We start from the raw sequence: 16,417 nt of genomic DNA, 5'->3' as shown, positions 1-16,417 counted from the left end.
GGTGATGCCGCATTTTAGGGCGCGCACATTCACTGATAACTAAACGCTAATTTAATCAATTAATGAGTAGGAGTTAACTATGGCTTTTCCAACCGCAGTTAATAATCAAATCACTGATTCAGTGACACAAGCCAATGTACAAGTGCTTGGTGATGCGCCCGCGTTATCAATGGGTAATTTATTCCAAGCAACCTCACAAGCGCTGGGCAACTCTGCGCACAATGCGACCACTTCCCAGCAGCAAACAAATGTAACTGCGCAAGCGGCGACCACAATGGGTGTTGCAACACTGTATTCCATTGATACCGCAGCAGCAGGCAAAGCAACTTCAGCAATTTTACAATCGAAAGTCGCTGGTTTGTAAACCTTGCCTAAAAATATTTAAATTTTAATAACACAAGGAGATAAGCATCATGGCTTTTCCAACTTCAGTAAATAATCAAATCACGGATTCTGTTACCCAAGCTAACGTAAAAGTGTTAGGTGATGCACCTGCTATTGCAATGGGCAACCTATTCCAAGCAACGTCACAGGCGTTAGGTAATGCGGCTCATAACGCAACTACCGCGCAGCAACAAACTAACGTAACGGCACAAGCAGCAACGACTATGGGCGTCACCACTTTGTACTCCCTAGACACCGCTTCAACCGGTAAAGCTACTTCGGCCATTTTGGGTTCTTAATTTCGAATTAATACGGAGTACGCCAAATGGCTTTTCCAACTTCAGTTAACGACCAAATCACTGACTCAGTGACGCAGGCTAATGTTGAAGTGTTAAGCAGTGCACCTGCCAGCGCGATGGGGAATTTGTTTCAAGCAACCTCACAGGCTTTAGCAAATGCTGCTCATAACGCGACGGCAGCACAGCAACAAATGAATATTGTTGCTCAGGCTGCAACAACGACGGGTGTGGCGTTGCTTTACTCCTTAGACACCGCGTCAACCGGGAAGGCGACGAGTGCTATCTTGGGCGGATAAGTTTCTTAAACCAACAGAAGGTAAAACCTAATGTATCCAACAACTGTAAACAGCCAAATCACTGACTCTGTTACTCAAGCAAACACAGAAGTAGTTGGTCTTGCACCAGCAAGTTCTATGGGCAATTTGATGATGGCAACATCACAAGCGCTAAGCAATGCTGCTCATAATGCGACGACTTCTCAACAGCAAAGCAACATCACTTGGCAGGCTTCTACTGTACAAGGTGTGAGCACACTTTACAGCGTAGACACGGCGTCTACAGGTAAAGCAACAAGCATGATTTACGGTTGATTCAAAACCGTATTATTTAGCTTAGCCTAAGAACAAGGAGGTTCTTAGTTAATAGGTTCAGGGAAAAAAACGAGAGGGTGATTATGAGTCTCGTAGCAACCTTGGTAAACGCAGGCATGGCTCCGGGTGTGGCCATGGGAATGGTTTACAGTACTGGCGCACATAGCGTAGGTATTCTGATGGAAAATGCTGTTCAAAATGAACGCTTTTCTCAACTTTCGAGTCAGGCAAGTTTAGATCAGTGCTTGGCACTTATTATTTCAACGGGCGCAGCTGGGGCTGCCAAAGGACAATAATCATGACGGGTTCAACAGTTAATGATGTGATTACAGATTCTGTTACGCAAAGCAGCACCTTACTCACTAGTATTGCAGCTCCTCACGGTCAGGCATTGCTCGACATGGCTTCGGCTGAAACGATGGGTATGGCGATGTACAACGCCATTTCAGCGCAACAAAATGCACAGCTTACTACCAATGCATCGGTAACAGCGACGTGTGCGAAAATGCTAGCTGTTGGACCTGCTGTACAGCTTCCTCCGGTCGAAAAGCCAGATGTGCCGCCGCCACCATTTATGCCGCTTTCCGGCGGGGACGCTAGCGGCGGTGATGGTGGATCAAGTAAGGCCGATGCTGAACAACTCATTGCGATGGCGAATACGCTGATAGACAGCGCCGCGAAAGACATTGGCTCACAAAGTTCCAGTGATGCAGATGTGCAAAAAAATCTCAAAGCATTGATTGCGAAATTGCAATCATTGGAGTCGAAAGGGGGGAGCAGTTCGGAAGAAGGTGACAAAAGCGTCCCCTCATCGGGTACAACACCCACCACCTAAAAACGAAGAAGCGGCGCATACAAACAAATTAGCGGATGAAAGAACGAAGCATAATCAGACATCCACAGGCGTGAACGACAACACTTTGAAACAGGTATTCTCATGGCTAATCAAATGGTAAATCCACAAATAATGAACTCAATTCAGGCGGTGCAGCAAGCCACTTTAACGGGCGATATTATTCGTCACTCAGGGGCGGGAAAGGCGTATCAGTCTGTTTCTCAAAGTGCAGCCATTGCCATTCAAGATGCAACTGACCAGCTTCGCAATATGAATACGATTAGCACAACGGCGGCAGGTGTTGCGGTTTCCCAAATGTTGGCAACAGGTAATGCGGACGAATGTGCAAAAGTATTAGCACAAATTCAGGGATTAGTGACTGCAAGCGCCGAAAGTTTCAAAACTATTGGTGAAAATGCGGGAACAGTCGTGAAAAACTTTCCTTCCGGTGACGAATAAAGAGCACAGTCGTGTGTTAAAGGATACGGAATCATGATTTCCATACATTCCCCCATTTCAGGCACATCTAGCTTATCCGTTAGGGCAAGCAACATTTTAGGTTGGATGCCAGGATCGATGCAGTGGCTAGAGCAAGCCATTAACGATTCACACCTGACCTATAATTTTTCGTCTGAAACTGCATTGCTAAACAGCATTGCTGAGGGATTGTTCAGCACGAACTTAATTCCTGTTGCGGATTCCGGCGTAGTGGCATCTGCGGATTTTTTAATGTCGATGAGTGAATCCGAATTACAAACCTTATCTTTGGCGTTACCGCAAAAAAACACCCAGGCTTTTGAGCAACTTGGTGTCGATAAGAAGGCGATTACGGCATGGCATAACCTGCAAGCAGAAACCGTACTCGATACACTGCAAGTCAGCCACAATGCGCTGTTCTTAACCATGTCGCTAGATGATATTGGTCAGCTAAGTCAGTTGAATCAAACTATTACGAATAACGCGTATCCCGACTTTGTGTATTTAGAAGCTGCGCGTTTTGCCTTAAAGGCTGCTTGTAGCGCCTCGGCATTTTGCCATTTTGTTGAGTTTGCGTGCATTACGTTGAATTATTTGGTGAGTAAAAATCAAGCAAAGAAGATAACTCCCAATATTAGTAATAAATTCAACGAGCTATATCAAGACATGTTATCCAAAGCAGTGAAAAATCTAAATTGCCCTCAGTTGACGTCGAACCAAGGAACGTTACAAATTCCTGCGCTGTTACAGCATTGGGGGCAGCAAAATGCCGCCATTGGGTTCCGTGATATGGCAACGGCGATAGTTAACTGGGTTCGTCATTCCGAGCCGCAGGCCCTGTTCGATGATATTGGCAATGATGCACAAGTAAAGGCCTTTCAGAATAGCCTAATTGCGTTTACCTGTTTCTTGAAAATGGAAAAATTGACGTTGTCTCAAGATAGCAAATACTGGTTTGCCAAACTCAGTAACCCGAATTTTGATCACCAAACATGCGAAGTCATGTTGGATGAAAATGGTTGTGTGAGTGTGTTGCGATTTGAACAGATAATTGCGTCAAATACCCAAGCAACAACCAATACACTAACCAGCACCTAGAACGTGCCGATTAACCCTAACAATGCTCAACCAGAGTAGGAGTGACATGCAATGAATCCACAACAAAATCAAAACCAAGATCCACGCGCACAAGTGGATGAAAATATGAAAACGTTAATTACGGAATTGAGCCAAAATTTGCAGCAAATTGGTCATTTCTTGAATCAGTCTTTCAATCAGAATAGGCAGTTGCTTGGGCACTTGGAGCATAGGCAGTTTATTGATACGCAAATGCAGCAGCAGGCTCAACAGGCACAGCATCAAGCGCAACAAATGGCACAGCAGCCGCATCACGCTCAGCAACAGCCTCAAATGCAAGGGCAACCGGCACCGCAAGCCGGTAATTTGGTAAATGATGCTAACACGGCAATGCAAGGAGGTAATGCACAAGCCGCATCGCAGATGCAGCAGCTTAATCAATCAGCGCAACATCATTTCCAAGAAACAGAAAGCGCTATGCATCAATCTAACTTGCAGATGCAAAAAGAAATGCAGCACCAGCAAGCACTCGCTGAGCAAAGTGTGTTGCAAGCACAACAACAGGCAGAACAAGCCAGTGCACATTTAGCGGCCCAAGCTCCACAACAAGAAGGCGTTCTGGGGCAAGGACCAGGGGTTCAAGGTGATTCGCATGGCACTCAGCCAGAGCAGAATATTCAACATCCGCCAGGGCCACAAATACCCTCGGGTAACGGCCAGTCGTAATTCTTGTACTAAGGAATGTGAGGTAAAAAACTATGATGTCGATAGCACCAATGAGCTTCATGCTAAATGAGACACATAAAGCCACATTACAGGTAGCAACGAAACAAATGTTGGACCTGCTTCATAGAGTGTCTGAGCCTCACGAGTATCGCCTACTTGCGACAGTTGATCGTAACACCTTGATTAAAGAAGGGTTCGCGAATGATTTAGTTGATAACTTAGTTTACTTAACCGAGCGTAATGCCAATAAAAGCGTTAAGTTGAGCAACGACAAGTTCAGCATCGGATATACTCAGGCCGCGTTTGATGCCTCGTTATACGCAACAAATGACATTGTAAAAACCTTGGCTGGGGCGTCATCTGGAAAGTGCTACTGGTGTGAAAGTCAATTGGGTGCAACCCATATTCAAGAGCACTTGGTTTCCCACTACCGACCACCGGCAGGTTATCTTCATGAAGGTGCGCTAAAGCGCCGCGCTTATGTGGGTCTCACTTATGATACCAGCAACCTACTTTATACCTGCCCGCAGTGTGCGGAGAAAAACAAAGGTTTACAGTTTCCAACGTTAGATGGACATCATATGCCTGAGGTGCAGCAATCAAACGAGCATCCGGTGTTAATCAATCCTAGAACGGAAAACCCAAGGGATTACATTCGTTTTAATCCGCTTAACGGCAAAGCGTATGCGTTTGATCGCGTTAAAGGGTTTTATTTGCAAAAACAAATGGACGAAGCGCAAATTGAAGCGCAGTTAGTGAAGCAACCGAATACCATCCCATTGCAATCAGATCCAACGGGAAAAGCATTATCTTCTCCGCAATTGGATGCTGAATTTAATGCGTGGCTGGCAAGTTTATCCGTCAACGAGAAAGCCTCGTTGTCCCGAGGAGAGGAAAGCATTCAAATATTAAATTTGAATCGACACGCTTTGCTACTCACAAGGTTAGCGCACTTACAAGCGCTTTGGCTGACGTTGCAGTCCGACATAAAAAGCGCATCAACAGACAACAATGAGCAAGGAGAGTTAACGCTGGAGTTGCCTTTATTGGCCCAGCAGCAATTCACTTCGTTATCAATCGATGCAAAGGCCACATGGTGGCATAACCCCCATGAAAACTGGAGCGCGATATATCTGAACTATGTTCAGTTTTTAAGTGGTGAGCAAACTCATCACGAAAACGTGTTCGTTCCTGCTTTAGCGCAGTCTTGTCTTATGTATCTCGTACTAGAAAGTGAATTAACGCTCAAGCAAGTTAGGCGAATAGTGATGCTAAATAGCCATGATTTACTGTATGCCAGCACAACATCCAAGTGTGTGTTTTTACCTATTAATTGGCAGGAAGATTGGCACAACCTTGTTAAGGTGCATGAAAATGGAACAACCTGGCAAACGAGTTTTAATGAACTTGTGTTAACCAAGCCCGCGGCGTTACAAAACTTGTTTTCTAGAAGTGAAGTTTGGGCAGAAGGAAACTACGAAGCGTTAGCTTAACAAGGTTACTACAGATAACCGAAGAAGGGGGTTAAATGAAGGTGCTGAAGTTAATAGGGTTTATTGCATTGTTAGTGATTATTTTTAAACGTCCCTATGCACATTCACCGCATTTCACGCCAGTAAACCACGCAAAAACGATCCCGACTCATGTCATTAAAGCCTTGCCTAAAGAAACTGAAAAACCTCTGCACGGTATTGATGTATCCCACTTTCAAGGGGAAATTGACTTCTTGGAAGTGGAAAAATCAGGCGTGCATTTTGTTTATTTAAAAGCGACGGAAGGCACCCGCTTTGTCGATCCCACTTATATGAAGCACATTGAAGCGATAAAGCAAACTCAATTGCAACACGGTGCATATCATTTCTTTCAACCTAGCCTTGATGCGAAACAGCAAGCGGAATTTTTTGTTAAAACCATCAAACAACAGTCGCATCTGTTACCTCCTATGCTTGATGTTGAAGTTTCGCAGGGCATGTCTTCTGATGCAATAAAAGCAGGCGTTAAAGTGTGGCTCGATTATGTGCAAGCTGAGCTAAAGTGCCGTCCAATTCTATACAGTTATGGGGATTTTTGGCGTGACAATTTAGGCACTGAATTCACCCAATATAAATTTTGGTTAGCAGAATACAGCAAAACCTTAAAAAAGCCTGATTCGCTATCTAACGTGAACCTTTGGCAATACAGCGATAAAGGCCGGATCCCGGGAATAGAGGGCAAGGTTGATATGGATGTAATGTTTAAAAGGGAAGGTGTTTGCAATGCCTAGCTATTTACGTTTGGGATTAATATGTGTGGCCTTCTTGAGTGTTGGCTATTTTGCTCTTTTAAGCAGTGCGAAAGTTGACGCTGAACTTGCCCATCTTAAGAAAATTCAGCTTCATGGTATGAATACCAGTAACGAAACTTTGTTGACAGCAAACCAGCATTATTTGAAAGGTGTTGAACAACAAGCCTTGGATGAACTGATATTGCTGGTTGAGGTGACTACCCTGTTAGACATCGCTGAAAGTAGCCAAATTGGAGTGTCATTTATTGCTGACTACAATGTGACTGTAGGTCAGTTACTAAAAGAGTTAAATCAAGGGCTTAAACAAGGCATTGACGTTACCATGGGGTCAATTGTCGCCGTGAGAGTGCTGGGCTTACTTGCGCAAAGCGCACATTTTTTATCACCGTATTTAATGTGGTTATGTCTCATCTTTTGGACGCTTTATGCATTGCTCGCAATGGTTCGGGAGAAAAAGTTGATACCGCAACGTGTACTCATTAACGCTCGGCTTATTACACGGCACACCACACTATTATTTATTGTCGTACATTTACTGCTTCCCTACAGCATTCATTTTTCTGCATTAGCATCTGAGCAAATCAGCAGTAAATTGCAGCTCAGTAGCCAAGCAAATTTGAGTCAATTACATGGTAGTTTACTCTCATTCACCGCGGGTCATAAATTAGAGGAAAGGGCGAAGTCGAGCATACATCACTTAAAAAGCGTTGGCCAAAAGCATGTTCATCAGCAAACGGAACGCGTGTTAAGTTATGTATTGTGGAAGATCACACTTTTAGCGTTAAACCTCATTTTGATGCCGGGAATTATTTTGACTGCAATGTTTTTTATTGCGAAGGCGCTGTTGCCTAGACCTGAAAAAGTCAATTAAATAATAAAGACAAAACCCATGTTATTCCCTTGAATAAGCGTTAAATAACCACTTTTCGCAGCATTTTATTAACCTTGTTGAAATAATCATATTCAACGAGATAACTGTATTTTGATTAGAACTCTAATTATTTATGTGGTAGTCTCGCGCGCCTTAAATATAGCAGTGTCGTTAAGCAGTGGGGGCGACTCATATGAATCAAATCGTACAAATACAGCCAGCAGAAACCTATCAGACACCAAAATTTCAAAGTTATCAGCAACGCCAGATAGATAAGATAGATGCATTGCAGAAAATGCCAGACGCACTGCGCTTTGAAATGCGAGTTGTTGCTAGTGTTTTCCCTTTTCGGGTGAATCAGTTTGTTATTGATAACCTTATTGATTGGGACAAAGTACCCAATGATCCCGTCTTTCAATTAACGTTTCCGCAGCGTGGAATGTTAGATGACGAGTCATTCAATAAAATGGCGGCGTTATTAAAAACTGATCCAAGTGCAGAAGCGATATTTCAACTGGCCCAAGAGATCCGTCAAAAGTTAAACCCGCATCCAGCAGGGCAGATGGACAAAAATGTGCCAAAAATTGATGGTGAGCCAGTAAAGGGAATGCAGCATAAATATAAAGAAACGGTGCTGTTTTTTCCATCTCAAGGACAGTATTGCCATTCATACTGCACTTTTTGTTTTCGTTGGGCACAGTTTGTTGGTAAAGCAACGCGTTTTAATAACAACGATGCTGAAGAGCTTCATTCGTACCTGAAAGAACATACAGAAGTAACCGACCTATTGATGACCGGTGGCGACCCAATGGTGATGCGTACGGAAAAATTCGAGAGATACTTGGATGCGTTAACGCAACCTGAGTTCGATCATATTCGTACTATTCGCATTGGCACCAAATCCCTGACGTTTTGGCCACATCGATATGTTTCTGATGATGACGCAAGTGAGCTTTTAGCTTTGCTACGACGCTTAGTGAAAGCGGGTAAACATGTGTCTATCATGGCGCACATCAACCATATCCAAGAGTTGCGCTCCGAGGTAACGCGAGAAGCAATAGCGCGAATTCGCGAAACCGGTGCTCAGATCCGCACACAGGCCCCATTGTTGAATAATATTAATGCTGATGCTGATATGTGGGCTGAGATGTGGAAAGAGCAAACACAGTTAGGCATGATTCCATATTACATGTTCATAGAGCGTGACACGGGTGCAAAGCGTTATTTTGAGTTGCCACTTTACCAAACATGGGAAATATTCCGTGATGCCTACAAACAGGTTTCCGGCGTAAGCCGCACGGTGAGAGGCCCTTCAATGAGTGCAGGTCCCGGTAAAGTGGAAATATCCGGTGTGACTGAAGTTATGGGCGAAAAAGTATTTGTATTGCGTTTTATTCAGGCAAGAAATCCTGAATGGGTGCAGCGTCCCTTCTTTGCTAAATACGATGAAAAGGCAACGTGGCTAGATGATTTGAAGCCAGCCTTTAATGAAGAAAAGTTTTTCTGGCAAGACGAATACGAATCCATGTAACCTCATTTCTCTTTCTATTTTTTGGGGTTGGCTCTGCAATGGGGCCGACCATTCTAACTTTCTTATAAATTTTCCCATTAAGCTAATTTTTCCAACCAATACTGTTGTTTTTTAATTAATTAAACATGGTTTATTAATTATTATTTTCATATAAAACAATGCCTTAATCTTGTTGAAAATATCCTGTCGTTTGTGTCCAGATAATTGTCGTTTAGCTCCTAATGCTGTGTTGATGCTCCTCTATATGATGAATATCAACGTAAGGGAAGCGGCTCAATAGAGCGGAAATTACATCATAGTTAATGTCAGTGAATAAAAAGGAAGACGCATAAATAAAAACGTCACTCGCATGACGTGATAAATAAAACAAGTGAAGAGAGAAAGAGTTATGAAACTTAATAAAATTTCAGCATCGTTAGTCGCCGCCACATTGGCTGCGTCGTTTGCCACTCAAGCTGCAAACGACCGTTATATTATCCAAGTAGAAGATGGTAAAAAAGGCGTAGTTAAAGCGCTAGCTAAGAAGCTTGGTGGGGAAATCAATGTTGATTCTCACGGTTTCTTCTCCGCGACCTTTGCCGGTAAAGACTTATCAGAAGTAAAAGGGTTATTGAATAACCCGCATATTAAATTAATTGAAGACGACCAAATTCGTAAGCCTCTTGCTATCTTCAATGACGATGCTGGCAATCCAAACGACATGCAAATCACGCCTTATGGCTATTATCAAGCACAAGCAGATCAAGTGACATTAGATCTGAATGCCGGCATGAAGGTGTGTGTTATCGATTCGGGTCTTTCTAACGACAACCCAGATTTTGATTTCACTCGTGTAACTGGCGATAACGACCCAGGTACAGGCAATTGGTTTGAAGCGGGTGGTCCTCATGGGACACACGTAGCGGGCACGATTGCCGCAGCGGATAACGACATTGGCGTTATCGGTATGGCTCCGGGTGTCGATCTTCACATCATCAAAGTATTTAACGCCGATGGTTATGGTTATTCATCTGACTTAGCTCACGCAGCCAACCTGTGTGCAGAAGCGGGTGCTAACCTTATCAACATGAGTTTAGGCGGTGGCGGTGCTAACAGCACTGAAGAAAATGCCTTTATTGCTTTCCGTGATGCTGGTGGCCTTTCCTTAGCGGCGGCGGGTAATGATGGTAATGACGTGGCTTCTTATCCTGCGGCGTATTCATCAGTTATGATGATTGGTGCGGCAGATGCTGACAACAACATTGCAGATTTCTCTCAATTCCCAAGCTGTACAGTAGGTCGCGGTAAAAACGTGACAACAGATGAAACCGTGTGTGTTGAAGTGGCTGCTGGTGGTGTGGATACACTGTCTACTTTCCCTGCTGGCACTGGCACGCTCTCAGCGATGTCTGCCGATGGTGTACCGTTTGCCTCTGCTGCAATGGAAAACTTTGGCACAGCAACGGGTTCAACCTATTTCATGGGGACAGCAGAAGCTGTTGATTCAGGCGCGTCTGGCAAAGTATGTATTATCGACCGTGGAAATATTTCATTCCTCGATAAAGTGGCAAACTGTGAAGCGTCTGGTGGCCTAGGTGCATTAATCATCAACAATGAGCCGGGTTTATTGTTCGGTACATTGGGTGATGCTAGCACTAACACAACTACTATCCCTGCTGTTGGCGCAGCGCTGGAAGACCGTGCTGCATTGTTAGCAGCAAGCAACGTTACTGTTTCTGTTGAAAATGGTGACTACAGCTTCCTAAGCGGTACCTCTATGGCAACACCAACAACAACAGGTGTCGCCGCTTTGGTTTGGTCTAATCACCCAACCTGTACTGGTGAAGAGATTCGTGCGGCACTTAAAGCGTCGGCATTTGATGCGGGTGCACCGGGTAGAGATGACTTCTTCGGATTCGGTTTGGTTAAAGCCGATGATGCCAATGCATACCTAACGGCTAACGGTTGTGCTGGCGGCGACAACGGCGGTGGCAACAGCGATGATTTCTCATTATCAGCGAATGGCTTTAAGTCTAAAGGTACGAAAACAGTTGATTTAACGTGGGGCGGTGCAACCACGAGCAATGTTGATGTTTATCGTGATGGCAGCTTGGTAGCAACCACTGCAAATGATGGTGCTTACACCGATAGCATTACGACAAAAGGTGGTGGTTCTTACATCTATCAAGTTTGTGAAGAAGCAACAAGCACTTGTACTGCAACAGTAACGGTAACATTCTAAGGTTTATAGACCCTTGTGACGCGCGGGCTTCGGCCCGCTTTTTCCGTTTCAGTACGTTCAAATTATAGATTGCTAATCGTATCAACAAATCGCTTTTGAACGCGCAGCTCGAGCAACAAAACAATTGAGAATCAAGGAGTTTGTTATGAAGAAATATGTGTTGTTAGTGTCATTCATTGTATGCATCACCACGGTTATTTCTGGCTCTTGGTTGTCCAGTAATAAACAGCAAGAAGTGGCGAGCTATATTGTAATGGCCAGCTCGTTGGCAGATGCCAAGGCCTCCGTATTGCAGCAAAAGGCGACTATCGACCGACCGCTGTCTATCATTAATGGCGTGTCAGCCAAACTGACCAGTGAGCAAGCAGAAAACCTTCGTAACCAAGGCTTAAGAGTCAGCCTTGATGTGACCATGCGCCTCAATACAAACAGCAAAAAACGCTTATCTGAGGTAAGCCAATCAGTTATTCCGTTCCAAATGGGAGCATTGCCGCTCCATGATGCGGGTTGGTATGGCAATGGTGTGACGATTGCTGTGATGGATACTGGCCTAAAACGGATGAAAGGCATTGATAGAACGGCGAATAATCGTCAGCGTTACTATGGTACTTATGACGCAACGACCGGTGAAGTAGACACCACAGACACCGACTTGAATGGACACGGCACGCACCTAGCTTCAATTGCAGCCAATAGTCAATTAGACATTTTCAACCGTTATTACGGTATTGCACCAAATTCACGCTTACTCAGCATTAAAACCTTTTCCGATGATGGTGTGGGTAACTACACCTCCGTGATAGATGGTATTCAATGGGCAATCGAAAACAAAGACTTGCTCAATATTCGCGTGTTAAATATGTCGTTTAGTGCAGAAGCTCGCAGTTTTTACTGGGATGATCCCGTTAACATTGCCGTGATGAAAGCGTGGCAAGCAGGGATTGTAGTGGTAACGTCTGCGGGTAATCAGGGGCCTGATCCAATGACAATCGGTGTGCCTGGCAATGTACCTTATATTATTACAGTTGGTGCAGCCACCGATCGATACACCGCCACCGATCAAGCCGACGATAGGATCACGACTTTCTCCGCTATGGGGCCAACTGTTGAAGGATTCGTGAAGCCTGATTTACTCGGGTACGGCGGTCACGTCATCGGACTTATGGATTTGAAAGCTGAGTGGGCCACACAATATCCAGAATTTCATGATGGCCTGAACTACTTTGAAATGTCAGGTACGTCACAAGCCGCGGCAACCGTTTCAGGCGTGGTTGCATTACTGCTTCAATATCACCCTGACCTTACTCCCGATCAAGTTAAGTGCAAACTTTTAGCGTCCGCGACACCGATTAAAGATCCAGATGGTGTGCGATTTGAGCACGTTTTGAAACAAGGTGCTGGCCGAATTAATGCCACAGAAGCAGTATTAACAGACGCGTTAAACTGTGCCAATCAAGGCATGGACATTGCCAAAGACATCGCTGGAGAAGAGCACTACATTGGGGCGCTTGCTTTCACGACAGAAAATGAATTACAGCCTGCTATTACCACCTTGATGAATGACGGCAATATTTGGCGAGATGGTAATATCTGGCGCGATGGCAACATCTGGCGCGATGGCAATATCTGGCGCGATGGCAATATCTGGCAAGATGGCAACATCTGGCGCGATGGCAATATCTGGCGCGATAGCAATATCTGGCAAGATGGTAATATTTGGCAAGACGGTAACATCTGGCGAGACGGCAATATTTGGCGGGATGCAACACTTATGTCCGCATCTTCTATTCCAGACACATCCACTGTGATACTGGACCACAGCTATGAAACCGATGTGGCAAATTGGATGACGCCGGAATAAAAAATACATCCGGCTACATTTTAAAAAGGCTTAAGCTTTGCAGCTAAGCCTTTTTTTTGTTTACACTTGACCTGTAAAATCCAATTTCAACCATTAATGACGCGTACCTTCTTGCCAAAATTACTGATCCTATTGTTGTTATTTTCTTTGCCTGCGTTTAGTGCAAATGAATTTCGTTTTGACTCTTTTAATGTGAAAGATGGCCTAACTCATGAAGTTATTCGTGGTGTCATTCAAGATAAACGAGGGTTTTTATGGATTGCTACAGAGGGAGGATTAAACCGGTACGACGGCTTCAACTTTGTTGAATTTAAATATCGAGCCAATGACAAGCAATCTAGTAACGTCATTTCCGACTTGACCATTGATACCGCTGGTGACTTATGGCTAGCCACTTTGGGCAGCGGCGTGCTCAAATTTGATACGCGCAAACACCAGTTTCAGCGGATCCTTCCCGAGCAACTTTCCAGCCAACAAGTCTCTGAAATATTCATCGACTCCAATCAACAAATTTGGGTAGGAACGCTTGAAAGCGGCGTTAACCTTATTGTTAAAGAAAACGGGCAATTTGTGAATAAGGTTTTTCCAGAACAACCTGAAGGCGTGAGTCATCCATCGATTACCGCTTTTGCTGAAGATAAACTCGGCAGAATTTGGATAGGCACTGATGGTGGTGGCGTTGATATTTATCAACCAGAAACGAATTCATGGCAAAACTTGAAACAAGCACCAAAGAGTCAGGAACAAGCGCCACTTAGTTTAACAGGAAACCGAATACGTAGCTTACTGCGCGATCGCAAAGGTAATATTTGGATAGGTACCGGATCAAGTGGATTGAATCAATATGTTTTCTCAACAAAAACCATTCGGCATTATCAGCATGATCCCCACAATATTCGCAGTTTAGCTAACAACCGCGTGTTAGCGATTTACCAAGACAAAGACGACGCGATTTGGTTGGGCACGGATGCAGGCTTATCGATATTGGAAGACGATAAATTTAACAACGTTAGTAGTAATCGCGCGAATCCCGATAGCCTAAGCAATAATCGTGTTATGAGCATTTTCCAAGATCGAACAGGGTTAATGTGGATTGGTACTTATAGTGGATTGAACAAATGGAATCCGGCTACTCGCTTTTTTAACCACAACATTCCCGTTACGCGACCTAATTTAGATCATTCCGTGGTTCTCGACATCACGAGTGATAACCAAGGCAAGGTTTATGCTGCTACTTACGGCGGAGGCGTTGCTATTAAAATGCCCGATGGACGCTGGAAGAGCATTTCTACCGAAGCAGGTTTAGTGTCGAACAGCGTTGTTTCCATTTTGGTGGATAAACATGATGGTTTATGGATTGGAACGCGCGCGCAGGGCCTTTTATATCGGGCCTCACCGCAAGCACCATGGACGCAATTTACTCACGACCCTAATGATCCCCGTTCCATCCCTTCCAACGGTGTTACCGACATCATGCAAGATAGACAAGGCAATATTTGGCTAACCACCTATTCTGGTGGAGTCAGTAAGAAAACTGCCAGTGGGTTTAAAAATGTTGTGAAGGGCGAAGGGGCGGCGGGGCTGTCCAGCAAAAATGTATTTCAGGTTTTGGAAGATAAAGACGGCTATATTTGGTTAGCAACTGATAGAGGGCTTAACTTACTCGATCCCAAAGACTTTTCCATTTCCCAATTTTTACCTGACGAATCTACAAAAGAAGGGTTGGCAACCGAGTTAACATGGAATTTGTTTGAAGACAGCTTAGGCAATATGTGGATAGCAACGCAAGGGCATGGTGTTCATTTATGGCTCCATGAAAATAAAGCAAAGCGTCACTTAGTGCTACAACATTTCACCACAGAAAACGATTTGCCCAGCGATACCATTTATGGTTTTCAAGAGGATAATTTCGGTCATATTTGGATGTCGACTGCGCGTGGTTTAGTGCGCTTAAATCCCTCAGACATGACTACCACCACCTTTAACGTGAGTCATGGGTTACAAGGCTACGACTTCAACTTGGGGGCGACGCACAAAGACAAAGCAGGGCGCATTTATTTCGGCGGTAACAATGGCTTTAATTGGTTGGTTTCAGAGCCATTGGTCAGGAATAATGTGCCGCCGAGCGTTGAACTCGTCAATATTACCTCCGTTGATGACAGAGTTAAAATGCCCAAACGTGGGCAAACTCTGGAACTAAAACACAGCGATTATTTGGTGGCTTTCGATTACGTTGCCTTGGATTTTGCCGCGCCATTGAAAAATCAGTATCAATACCAGTTAAGTCCGTTCGATGAAAACTGGCTTTACGTTGGCAATTTACGACGCGCAACTTATACCAACCTTCCCTCTGGTGAATATACATTTAAAGTACGTGCGGCAAATAATGATGGTGTGTGGAGTGAACCTCAAATTAACTTGAAGATAAGAGTGTTGCCTCCACTTTGGCGCACACCTATCGCCTATAGCGTGTATGCGTTGTTGGTGACAGTGATTGTCTTTTGGTTCTTACGGAATCATCTTAAAACGCTAGCGGCAGAAGAGCATCAGCGTAAACGCCTGCAAGAACTGGTAGATGAACGCACACGGGAATTAGCTCAACAAAATAAACAACTCACACAACTGAACAAAGAATTGGCGCTTTCACATACCACCGATGCCTTAACTGGCGCCAAAAGTCGGCATTTTTTGGATTTATATTTAAAAGATCACTTGAATCGACTACAGCAGGACGACGCTACTGAAAAAATGCTGTTGTTGCTGATCGACTTAGATAACCTTAAGCCCTTCAACGATACACTGGGACACGCGGCGGGTGATGCCTTGATAGTGCATTTCGCGGAAACCTTACGCTCCTTAATTCCAACGCCATTTCATATTATTCGCTGGGGCGGTGATGAATTCATGGTTGTTGGTTTAGTGAATCATGCCGAAGAATCGGTTGCATTCGTTGATAGTGTTAAACAGGGGTTACAAACCAAAGTTTTTCATTGGTTTAACCAATCGTTCGATTTGAACTGTTCAATGGGGTTTGCGCACTATCCATTCGAGGCGAGTCATCGAAATGCGTTAACGTGGGATCAAGCCTCAATGTTGGCAGATAAAGCCATGTATGCCGCCAAAGAACAAGCGGGTGTGAGTTGGTGCGGGGTTATGAAAAGTAAGCGTGAAATTAATGAACTGTATATTTCCGAGTTGATGCGATGCCAGCGCATTACCCAAGTGCAAGATCTTGTTGAAATCCTCACCTCCACTTAACGT

At 44.4% G+C, this 16,417-nt stretch carries 16 protein-coding genes; all 16 read left to right on the top strand.

Annotated features, from left to right (window positions below):
- Positions 1–79 precede the first annotated feature (79 nt).
- The 16 genes from HJG39_RS06260 to HJG39_RS06185 all read left to right on the top strand — a co-directional run bounded on the left by HJG39_RS06260 (position 80) and on the right by HJG39_RS06185 (position 16,414).
- A complete protein-coding gene (locus HJG39_RS06260; protein ID WP_268407913.1) occupies positions 80–364 on the top strand; it encodes a RebB family R body protein in 285 nt (94 codons plus the stop codon).
- Positions 365–413: 49 nt separating this feature from the next.
- Positions 414–683 (top strand): RebB family R body protein, encoded by a 270-nt coding sequence (locus HJG39_RS06255; protein ID WP_268407912.1) that lies wholly within the window; start codon positions 414–416, stop codon positions 681–683.
- Positions 684–709: 26 nt separating this feature from the next.
- Positions 710–979 (top strand): RebB family R body protein, encoded by a 270-nt coding sequence (locus HJG39_RS06250; protein WP_268407910.1) that lies wholly within the window; start codon positions 710–712, stop codon positions 977–979.
- 30 nt (positions 980–1,009) lie between these two features.
- A complete protein-coding gene (locus HJG39_RS06245; RefSeq protein WP_268407908.1) occupies positions 1,010–1,273 on the top strand; it encodes a RebB family R body protein in 264 nt (87 codons plus the stop codon).
- A gap of 83 nt (positions 1,274–1,356) precedes the next feature.
- Entirely contained in the window at positions 1,357–1,569 is a 213-nt protein-coding gene (locus tag HJG39_RS06240) for a RebB family R body protein (protein ID WP_268407906.1), read from the top strand.
- 2 nt (positions 1,570–1,571) lie between these two features.
- Positions 1,572–2,108: a RebB family R body protein gene (locus tag HJG39_RS06235; RefSeq protein ID WP_268407904.1), complete on the top strand. Its 537-nt coding sequence runs from the start codon at positions 1,572–1,574 to the stop codon at positions 2,106–2,108.
- Positions 2,109–2,210: 102 nt separating this feature from the next.
- Entirely contained in the window at positions 2,211–2,567 is a 357-nt protein-coding gene (locus tag HJG39_RS06230) for a hypothetical protein (RefSeq protein ID WP_268407903.1), read from the top strand.
- A 33-nt stretch (positions 2,568–2,600) separates the two neighbouring features.
- On the top strand, positions 2,601–3,683 hold the full coding sequence (locus HJG39_RS06225; protein WP_268407902.1) for a hypothetical protein: 1,083 nt from the start codon (positions 2,601–2,603) through the stop codon (positions 3,681–3,683).
- Between the two features lie 51 nt (positions 3,684–3,734).
- A complete protein-coding gene (locus HJG39_RS06220; RefSeq protein WP_268407901.1) occupies positions 3,735–4,388 on the top strand; it encodes a hypothetical protein in 654 nt (217 codons plus the stop codon).
- A 32-nt stretch (positions 4,389–4,420) separates the two neighbouring features.
- Positions 4,421–5,881, top strand: a complete 1,461-nt coding sequence (locus tag HJG39_RS06215) for a hypothetical protein (RefSeq protein ID WP_268407899.1) — start codon at positions 4,421–4,423, stop codon at positions 5,879–5,881.
- A gap of 35 nt (positions 5,882–5,916) precedes the next feature.
- Positions 5,917–6,651 (top strand): glycoside hydrolase family 25 protein, encoded by a 735-nt coding sequence (locus HJG39_RS06210; protein ID WP_268407897.1) that lies wholly within the window; start codon positions 5,917–5,919, stop codon positions 6,649–6,651.
- Positions 6,644–7,543, top strand: a complete 900-nt coding sequence (locus HJG39_RS06205; RefSeq protein ID WP_268407895.1) for a hypothetical protein — start codon at positions 6,644–6,646, stop codon at positions 7,541–7,543. The genes HJG39_RS06210 and HJG39_RS06205 overlap by 8 nt, the downstream gene beginning before the upstream one ends.
- A gap of 193 nt (positions 7,544–7,736) precedes the next feature.
- Positions 7,737–9,074, top strand: coding sequence for a KamA family radical SAM protein (locus HJG39_RS06200; protein WP_268407893.1), 1,338 nt, complete (start codon positions 7,737–7,739; stop codon positions 9,072–9,074).
- 388 nt (positions 9,075–9,462) lie between these two features.
- On the top strand, positions 9,463–11,295 hold the full coding sequence (locus HJG39_RS06195; protein ID WP_268407891.1) for a S8 family serine peptidase: 1,833 nt from the start codon (positions 9,463–9,465) through the stop codon (positions 11,293–11,295).
- Positions 11,296–11,440: 145 nt separating this feature from the next.
- Positions 11,441–13,156, top strand: a complete 1,716-nt coding sequence (locus tag HJG39_RS06190) for a S8 family peptidase (protein ID WP_268407889.1) — start codon at positions 11,441–11,443, stop codon at positions 13,154–13,156.
- Between the two features lie 111 nt (positions 13,157–13,267).
- Positions 13,268–16,414, top strand: coding sequence for a ligand-binding sensor domain-containing diguanylate cyclase (locus tag HJG39_RS06185; RefSeq protein ID WP_268407887.1), 3,147 nt, complete (start codon positions 13,268–13,270; stop codon positions 16,412–16,414).
- Positions 16,415–16,417: the final 3 nt, after the last annotated feature.

It is taken from the genome of Alteromonas sp. a30 (assembly GCF_026788005.1).
Lineage (GTDB): Bacteria > Pseudomonadota > Gammaproteobacteria > Enterobacterales > Alteromonadaceae > Paraneptunicella.
The sequence above is the reverse complement of the archived record's forward strand: the minus strand, read 5'-3'. Positions and strand labels throughout refer to the sequence as shown.